The sequence below is a fragment of the Ilumatobacter sp. genome (genome assembly GCF_041688325.1).
Taxonomy (GTDB): Bacteria; Actinomycetota; Acidimicrobiia; order Acidimicrobiales; family Ilumatobacteraceae; genus Ilumatobacter_A.
This window is the reverse complement of record NZ_JBDNIJ010000433.1, coordinates 1-1412: the sequence shown is the minus strand read 5'-3', so window position 1 is coordinate 1412 and position 1412 is coordinate 1. Positions and strand designations below refer to the sequence as shown.

Genomic DNA, 1412 nt, shown 5'->3' with positions numbered 1-1412 from the left:
TTGCGGTACGTGTTGCCGGTGACAAGGGACGACAGTGTCACGTTCTTCGTTTCGCGGGCGAGTGCCGACAGCAGCGAGTAGCACTCAAGCATAAACTCTTCGGGCTTGCCGATTTGGGGAAGTTGGTAGAAGTGGTCCATCACGAGGACGGTGTCAAAGCCAGATGCATCTGCTTCGCGAGCTTGGCGGGCAACCACGTCGAAGAGGTCGGCGGCGCCAACGCCGGGATACGTGAAGCTGGGGATCTGGTAGCCGAGACGAGTCATGGCATTGATTGGAATATTGTTCTAATCAAATGTCAAGGTGGAGCGGAGTCGAAGGCGGTGATTCAACCTGGCGTACCCGACCTCAGTCTCGGTGATCGTAGGATGATCATCCTATGGCAGATGGCTGGGAGCGTCGACAGGAGCAGACGCGCAGCGACGTCCTCGTTGCGGCAGGCGCGCTGATTGCCGAGCACGGCCTCGACGGCCTCACGATGCGCAAACTCGCATCGGAGGCCGGAGTAGCTGTCGCCACGCTCTACAACCAGTTTGGTGATCGCGATGGTGTGCTCGTCGCGTTCGTCAGCAACGGGCTCGATCAACTCGAACTCGAGTTCGATGCCGAGCCCGCACACGGTCCGATCGACACCACGCGTGCACTGTTCGCGGCGCTCGATGCCGAGTTCGAATCGGCGACCGATGTGTGGCGTCCAATTTTTTCGACCTTGAAGCAGGGCCCCGGGTCCCACGGTATGGGTGAGGTCGGCGACCGCGTTGTGGCATTCATTGAAGCGGACTTCGCCAAGGCGGCGGCCGACGGCCTTTTCGTCGTCGACTGCGACGTCGAACGTCTCGCTCGACACGTTTTCACCACGCGCATGAACCGGTTAGAGAAGTGGGCCACCGGCGCAATCGAATGGGATGCGTATCGTGACTCGTCTGCCCTCGGTCTCGAGCTGACCCTCGCCGCTGTGCTTGCCGACGACAGTGCTCGCCGGGTCGCCCTTGTGGCTTCAGGCATCAGCCGTTGAGTCGTTAAGTCGTTACGTCGTTACGTCGTTCAGCAGAGAGGGAGAGAGAATGTTGGTTGTCTCGTCACCATCGCGTCAGCGGCAGCACGCTCCAATCGTCGAGATCGAGTCGTCGGGGTTCCAGGACCCCTTCGAGCATCCGGGCCGCGCCGACGCGATCCACCAGGTGCTCGCGGCCGATGAGGCGCACCAGATTCGTGAGCCAGACCGGTGGGGAGCATCGCCGATCGAGGCGGTGCACGACCCTGGTCTCGTCCGGTTCCTGTCGAACGCTTGGGCTGACTACCAGTTGGCTCATCCGGGCACGCATGACGTGGTGCCCGACCTTTTCCGAATGCCCGGTCTGATGGAGGGGATCGGTGAGTTCCGGGACCACCATGGCATCGACACCGAACTC

Annotated in this window: 2 protein-coding genes and 1 pseudogene; 2 read left to right on the top strand and 1 reads right to left on the bottom strand. The window is 61.4% G+C overall.

Annotated features, from left to right (window positions below):
- A partial coding sequence (locus ACH2EI_RS21075) for an LLM class flavin-dependent oxidoreductase (RefSeq protein WP_395155052.1) occupies window positions 1-266 on the bottom strand: 266 nt, incomplete at its 3' end.
- A gap of 113 nt (window positions 267-379) precedes the next feature.
- On the opposite strand from ACH2EI_RS21075, the gene ACH2EI_RS21070 reads away from it, so the two are divergent.
- Together ACH2EI_RS21070 and ACH2EI_RS21065 are read left to right on the top strand one after the other, a co-directional pair.
- Window positions 380-1015 carry a TetR/AcrR family transcriptional regulator gene (locus ACH2EI_RS21070; protein WP_395155051.1) on the top strand — a complete coding sequence of 212 codons (636 nt, stop codon included), beginning with the start codon at window positions 380-382 and terminating at the stop codon, window positions 1013-1015.
- 49 nt (window positions 1016-1064) lie between these two features.
- Window positions 1065-1412: pseudogene (locus ACH2EI_RS21065) on the top strand (hypothetical protein); the annotation flags it as partial.